The 6185-nt window shown below is 56.4% G+C and carries 8 protein-coding genes and 1 pseudogene; 1 reads left to right on the forward strand and 8 read right to left on the reverse strand.

The genetic code is table 11. The annotated features are described in order from the left end of the window. The first annotated feature begins 5 nt into the window (after positions 1 to 5). Positions 6 to 218 (forward strand): twin transmembrane helix small protein, encoded by a 213-nt coding sequence (locus GPS82_RS02020; RefSeq protein ID WP_296490521.1) that lies wholly within the window; start codon positions 6 to 8, stop codon positions 216 to 218. Positions 219 to 286: 68 nt separating this feature from the next. On the opposite strand, the gene GPS82_RS02025 is transcribed toward GPS82_RS02020, so the two are convergent. The 8 genes and pseudogenes from GPS82_RS02025 to GPS82_RS02060 all read right to left on the reverse strand — a co-directional run. Next, positions 287 to 1168, reverse strand: a complete 882-nt coding sequence (locus GPS82_RS02025; RefSeq protein WP_296490522.1) for a cytochrome c oxidase subunit 3 — start codon at positions 1166 to 1168, stop codon at positions 287 to 289. Between the two features lie 53 nt (positions 1169 to 1221). Then, positions 1222 to 1443: a DUF2970 domain-containing protein gene (locus tag GPS82_RS02030; RefSeq protein WP_296490523.1), complete on the reverse strand. Its 222-nt coding sequence runs from the start codon at positions 1441 to 1443 to the stop codon at positions 1222 to 1224. Beyond that, positions 1443 to 2042: a cytochrome c oxidase assembly protein gene (locus tag GPS82_RS02035; protein ID WP_296490525.1), complete on the reverse strand. Its 600-nt coding sequence runs from the start codon at positions 2040 to 2042 to the stop codon at positions 1443 to 1445. The genes GPS82_RS02030 and GPS82_RS02035 overlap by 1 nt, the downstream gene beginning before the upstream one ends. Positions 2043 to 2045: 3 nt before the next feature. Beyond that, complete coding sequence (locus GPS82_RS02040) at positions 2046 to 2171, reverse strand: cytochrome oxidase small assembly protein (RefSeq protein WP_363716858.1); 126 nt, start codon at positions 2169 to 2171, stop codon at positions 2046 to 2048. Positions 2172 to 2186: 15 nt separating this feature from the next. Next, entirely contained in the window at positions 2187 to 3818 is a 1632-nt protein-coding gene (ctaD, locus tag GPS82_RS02045) for a cytochrome c oxidase subunit I (RefSeq protein ID WP_296490526.1), read from the reverse strand. Between the two features lie 41 nt (positions 3819 to 3859). Further along, entirely contained in the window at positions 3860 to 5053 is a 1194-nt protein-coding gene (coxB, locus tag GPS82_RS02050) for a cytochrome c oxidase subunit II (protein WP_296490528.1), read from the reverse strand. 145 nt (positions 5054 to 5198) lie between these two features. Next, complete coding sequence (locus tag GPS82_RS02055; protein WP_296490529.1) at positions 5199 to 5861, reverse strand: c-type cytochrome; 663 nt, start codon at positions 5859 to 5861, stop codon at positions 5199 to 5201. Positions 5862 to 6005: 144 nt separating this feature from the next. After that, positions 6006 to 6185, reverse strand: a pseudogene (locus GPS82_RS02060) (cytochrome c5 family protein); the annotation flags it as partial.

Below are 6185 nucleotides of genomic sequence, written 5' to 3' on the forward strand. Positions count from 1 at the left end.
CGTTCATGAAATACATCGTCATTGTGGCCTTCGTTGGTATTTTGGGCAGCTTGGCGGCTGCGCTCGTCTTTATGATGAAAAAAGACGGCAGCGACAAGGACCGCGCCAGACACATGGCCAGGTCACTGGCGATCAGGGTCAGCCTCTCCATTTTGCTGTTCGCAAGCATTTTGATGGCTTGGTGGCTGGGGCTGATTTCACCCACCGGAACGCCCTGAAGAACCAACGCCTATCGGGCGTTTTTGGCAAGCACCGCGGCATGCGGTGCCCGATAGGGCCGCCAAGGTCAAAGCCAATAGACCACGATGTAAAGACCCAGCCACACCACGTCCACAAAGTGCCAGTACCACGCGGCACCTTCAAAGCCAAAATGGTGCTCGGGCGTGAAATGGCCTTTGCGCAGGCGCAGGGTGATGAACAGCAGCATCAACATGCCAATGAAGACGTGAAAACCATGAAAACCGGTCAGCAAGTAGAAGGTGGAACCATAGACCCCTGAAGCCAGCGTCAGGTTCAGATCGCTGTAGGCGTGGAAGTATTCGTAGCCTTGCACGCACAGGAAGACCAAACCCAGAATCACCGTCAGCCACATGAAGTTGATGGTCTTGCTGCGGTTGCCCGCAAGCAGCGCATGGTGAGCCACAGTCAATGTCACCCCGGACGTCAGCAGCAAGGCCGTGTTGATAGTGGGCAGCCAGAACGGTGTCATGGCCTTGAACGGCTCAATGATGCCGGCGGGAGCAGCCGTCACACCGGCCACAACGCTGGGCCACAGCGCCTTGAATTCGGGCCACAGCAAAGCGTTTTCTGCATTGGCCAAACTGGGCACCGAGTGCACGCGCAGCCACCAAAGTGCCGCGAAGAAACCGCCGAAGAACATCACTTCAGAGAAGATAAACCAGCCCATGCTCCAACGGAAGGAGATGTCGATGCGCCGGCCGTACTTGCCACTTTCGCTTTCACCAATGGCCTCCTTGAACCACTGGAACAAAACCACGAGGAACCACAGCAAACCAAACACAAAAGAGTACTTGCCCCAGGTGATGCCGTTCATCCAGTTGCCGGCCCCCAAAAGCATAAAGAAAAGCCCCACGGCGCCCAGGGCAGGATGCCTGGAAGGCGCCGGCACATAGTAGTAGGGCGTTTTCTCGTGTGCAGTAGTACTCATTCTGTTTTCACCTTTAACACTTAAATTTTCACCAATCCGGTTCGCCAGCCGGTTTACGCTGACAGCACGGTATTGACCAACCAAACCAAAGACAACACCAATAACAATGCTGCCAGCACGCCAACGACGATCACATGCACCGGCTTGACCTGCGCCATGTCCTGCTGGTGGCCGCTGCGATCACGCAAGCCCACAAAGGCCCAGGCCACGATCCGGACAGCGCGCCAAAATGACACCTTGCCAGAGTTTTTGTCCTCAGGCAACGGCTCTGCCATCAGGAACCATTCACTGTCAGGGTATTGGCCTGGTGACTCGCAACTGGCGCTGACGGCGTCTTGCCGCCAACTTCAAAGAAGGTGTAAGAAAGCGTGATGTTCTTCACATCGTTGGGCAGGGCGCTATCGACCACAAAAACCACAGGCCATGACTTCTTCTCGCCCGGCGCCAAGGTGTGTTCCTTGAAGCAGAAACACTCGATCTTGTGAAAGTTGGGGCCAGCCTGTTCCGGCGCGTAGCTGGGAATCGCCTGTGCGGTAATGCTGCGGCCCTGCATGTTTTGGAACTCATACATGATCGTGGCGATCTCCCCCGGGTGAACACGCAGGCTGTTCTTCTCAGGCTTGAAACGCCACAGTCCGCGCACATTGGCATCAAACTCCACCGTCACGGTACGGGCGTAGTCGACCTGCGTGTTCAGGGGTTTGGCGCTGCCTGCGCTTTCGATGAATCGATCACCCAGCGCCAGCACATTGATGCCGGTCACCTCACAGAACACCCTGTACAAGGGCACGATGGCATAGCCGAAGCCGAACATCGCCAGCGCCACCAGAGCCAGTTTGAACTTCAACGAGTTGTTTTCAGACCAGAACTTCATGGCTCAACGAGCAAACAGACTCATGCGCAGCATGACGCCAAGAAAAAAAACGACGGCGATCAAGGCCAGCGTCAGGCCCAATTTGCGGTTGCTCATCGCTCTCCCTGGGTCGACTTTGTTTTGTTCCATGGCGTTTATCCTGGATCAACCAATGACCTTGGTCGCCGTGGCGTCGAGCTTGGGCGGGTTTTCAAAGGTATGGAAGGGCAGCGGTGCGGGCAATTCCCACTCGAGGCCCTCAGCGCCATCCCAGGGACGCTGGGGTGCCGGCTGACCCTGGCCGCGCATGGCTGGCAGCACAATGAACAGCAGGAAATACACCTGGGCAAACCCAAAGAAGAAGGAACCCACCGAAGCGATGGCATTGAAATCAGTAAACTGCATCGGGTAGTCGGCGTAACGGCGGGGCATGCCAGCCAGACCCAAGAAATGCATCGGGAAGAAAGTCACGTTGAATGAAATCAGTGACCACCAGAAATGGATCTTTCCGCGGGTTTCGCTGTACACCACACCAGTCCAACGGGGCGACCAGTAATAGTAGCCCGCAAACATGGCAAACAGCGAGCCCGCCACCAACACGTAATGGAAGTGCGCCACCACGTAATAGGTGTCCTGCACCTGGATGTCGATCGGGGCCATGGCCAAAATCAGACCGGTGAAGCCCCCCATGGTGAACACGAAGATGAAGCCGACCGCAAACAGCATCGGGGTCTCAAAGGTCATGGAACCGCGCCACATGGTGGCAATCCAGTTGAATATCTTCACCGCCGTGGGCACCGCAATCAGCATGGTCGCGTACATGAAGAACAACTGGGCTGCGACCGGGAAGCCGGTCGAGAACATGTGGTGGCCCCAGACGATGAACGACAGAATGGCGATGCTGGAAGTTGCGTACACCATGGAGGTGTAGCCAAACAGCTTCTTGCGCGAAAACGCCGGCACGATCTGGCTGATGATGCCGAAGGCCGGCAAGATCATGATGTAGACCTCAGGGTGGCCAAAGAACCAGAAGATATGCTGAAACAGCACCGGATCACCACCACCGGCGGCATTGAAGAAGTTGGTGCCGAAATGGCGGTCCGTCAAGGTCATGGTGATCGCACCGGCCAGTACCGGCATCACAGCGATCAAGAGAAACGCCGTGATCAACCAGGTCCAGGGGAACAATGGCATCTTCATCAGCGGCATGTCGGGCGCGCGCATGTTCAGGATGGTCACGATGATGTTGATCGCACCCATGATCGAACTTGCGCCCAGAATGTGCAGCGCAAAAATAGCGGTGTCCATGGCCGGTCCCATTTGCAGGGTCAGGGGCGCATACAGCGTCCAGCCGCCAGAGGGCGCACCACCAGGCAGGAAAAATCCGGACACCAAAAGCAGCGCCGCAGGAATCAGCAGCCAGAAGCTGAAGTTGTTCATGCGTGCAAATGCCATGTCGCTGGCACCAATCTGCAATGGGATCATCCAGTTGGCAAAACCCACAAAACCCGGCATGATGGCCCCGAACACCATGATGATGCCGTGCATGGTGGTCAGCTGGTTGAAGAACTCCGGGTTGACGAACTGTAGTCCCGGCTGAAACAACTCGGCACGGATCAACAGCGCCATGACCCCGCCAATCAGCAGCATGGTCAAGCTGAACAACATGTACATCGTGCCGATGTCTTTGTGGTTGGTGGCATACACCCAGCGACGCCAGCCCGACGGGGCGTGGTGGTCGTGGTGATCTGCGTGCCCAACGTGCCCGTGGGCTGGATGATCTAAAACGGCGCTCATTGAATTCTCCTTGGCGATTTGTCTGACTTGTTCACCACGGCTCAGTTGCGAGCCAGTGCAACCTCAGCGGGCTGAACCAGCTGACCTGACTTGTTGGACCAACTGTTTTTGGTATAGGTGATGACGGCGGCTATATCGGTGTCGCTAAGTTGCTTCCACGACGGCATGGCGGCAGCGCCACCCGTGCGGCCATTCAAAAGCACCATGATCTGGCTCGTCTTGTCGGCATCGAGCACCACCGCAGAGCCATCCAAGGCTTTGATCGGGCCCAGGCTCTTGCCATTGGCTTGATGGCAGGCGACACAATTGGCCGCGTAGACCGCTTCACCACGCTTGGTCAGCTCAGCCACATCCCATACTTTGCTTGGGTCTTCAGCCAGAGCAGCTATTTTTTTCTGCTCAGCCGCAACCCATTGCGTGTAATCGGCGGCGGAAAGCACCTTCACATGAATCGGCATGTAAGCATGCTCCTTGCCACAAATCTTGGCACACTGACCATAGTAGTCACCCACCGCGTCAGCACGGAACCAGGTGTCACGCACAAAACCCGGAATCGCGTCCTGGTGCACCCCAAAAGACGGCACAGCCCAAGAGTGAATCACGTCGTTGGCAGTCAAGATCAGACGCACTTTTTTCCCCACGGGAACCACCATGGGATGGTCCACTTTCAACAGGTAATCATTGACGGCATAACCCGCCTTTGGTCCGCCTTCATCCGACAAGATGCGCTGACTGCGGTCGAGCGCCGAGATGAAGCCAATGCCCTCGCCCTCGCCACGCAGGTAGTCATATCCCCAGCGCCACTGCATGCCTGTGATCTTGACCGTCAGGTCGGCATTGGTTGTGTCTTTCATGGCGATCACCACTTTGGTGGCCGGAAGCGCCATGCCGATCACGATCAAAAAGGGGACGACCGTCCAAATCACCTCCACGGTGAGTGACTCATGAAAGTCGGCTGGCTTGTGTCCCACTGACTTGCGATGTTTCCAGATCGAATAAAACATCACGGAAAAAACGGCAACAAAAATGACGGCGCAAATCACCAACATCATCCAGTGCAATTCCGATTGGGCTGCCGCAATGCCGGACGCGGGCGGGTGCAGATTCAACTGATTGACCGACGGACCGCCGGCCAAGTCGGTGGCAGCATGCGCAACATTGGCCACGCCGGACAGCCCCAAGGCGAGCAGCGCAGCCGGGCGCCACTGGAGAGATTTGCTAAATATTCTGATCATGAACACTCATTCCATTCTTAATTGACACATTCAGGCCAAATGCCACACAACAAAACCAACCAATGACACTTGGTTGAAAGCGTGCACTGCGTCTGCGCAAGCCCTCACCCGGATCTAACCAACGCGCAAAAATGACCCGCGCCTTTCAACGAAACTTGGACTCCTGCACCACCGTGAGCTCGCTTGGCAGCGAACCCACATAGTCAGCCATCGTTTTGAGTTCTGCAAAACTGAATTGCTTGGCGATGCTCCCCATCACCGCGTTACTGCGGCCCACCACAGCATTCGGGTCTGTTTTGTAGGATTTGAGCGCTACAAAAAGGTAGTCAGCGTGCTGACCAGCGATTTTGGGATAGCTTGGGTCGATTGGTTTGCTCAAGTTGTCGCCATGGCAGGATTTGCAGCCGCCCTTTTCGATCAGGGCCAAAGCGCCAGCGCTGGCCTTGCCGGCCCCGCTGCCAAGCTTCATTGAAGTCGAGCCCAAAGTGGCGTAATGAGCAGCCATATCGGCGATGTCTTGTTCGCTCAAGTTGCTGGTGGCACCGCGCATGGTCGGATGCCGGCGCTCGCCCTTTTGGTAGGCGATCAATGCCGAAGCAATGTACTTGTCGCTTTGACCGGCAATCTTGGGCACACGATAGACCTCAGGGAAACTGGCGTGATAGCCGCCAAGACCGTGGCAACCGATGCACTGGGTCACTTTCTGGCGGCCATCGGCCGCATTGCCTTGCACGGTCTGTGCCATCGAAGGCTGCGCCAACGCAAAAGCAATGAGCAAAGCGGATTGAGCAAGAACCAGTTTTTTCATCTGTAGTCTGCCAAAAAATTTAAATAAAGACCTGATTCTTCTGATGGACCGCGCCCACCCATGCAAAGCAGTTGAACCACGCGCGCACCGGCCAGGCATTCACCCGCCGGCGCGCGCTTGAACCCGATGGCGCTCAACATCACTTCAGGGCTTGGCATTGTTGGCGACCGGTGCGGTCGCTGCGTCCGCAGACCCAGCCTCGGGTTCAGCAAAACTGGCGCCCGAAGCGTTAGCCATGTAAACCAGGGCACGACCCACTTCAACATCGCTGTAATCTGCGCCACCCTGAGCCGGCATGGCATTCTTGCCTTTCAGGGCAGCATT

This window comes from Rhodoferax sp. (assembly GCF_011391645.1).
Taxonomy (GTDB): Bacteria; Pseudomonadota; Gammaproteobacteria; order Burkholderiales; family Burkholderiaceae_C; genus Rhodoferax.